Origin of the sequence: Pollutimonas rozaliensis (genome assembly GCF_048751585.1) — a bacterium.
Taxonomy (GTDB): domain Bacteria; phylum Pseudomonadota; class Gammaproteobacteria; order Burkholderiales; family Burkholderiaceae_B.
Map to the genome: position 1 here is coordinate 1 of NZ_JAZHOB010000219.1, position 259 is coordinate 259.

1 protein-coding gene is annotated in these 259 nt (G+C 41.3%); it reads left to right on the forward strand.

Annotated features, from left to right (window positions below):
• Nucleotides 1–259 (forward strand): hypothetical protein (locus V0R37_RS22650; protein ID WP_420376629.1); only part of this gene is annotated, 259 nt, incomplete at both ends.

Here is a 259-nt window from a genome sequence, read left to right on the forward strand (position 1 = left end):
GCCAAAGGTAATTTGCCACTGAAATTAGTACAGGCTATGTTTAGTGTGGAACAAAGCTTGCCGTCTTGGCAGCAGCGCCGTTTTAAATTGCACAGAATTACTACCGAGCAAGACTCAGCCCTGATCAGTATTAGCCGGCTAATTGCTCAAAAATCTGGTTTAGTGAAGCTTAGTAACAATAAGCTGCAGCTTACCAAAACCGGTGAAAAGCTGGTGCTTGCGCAAGATAATCTAACAATATATAAAAAGTTATTACAGG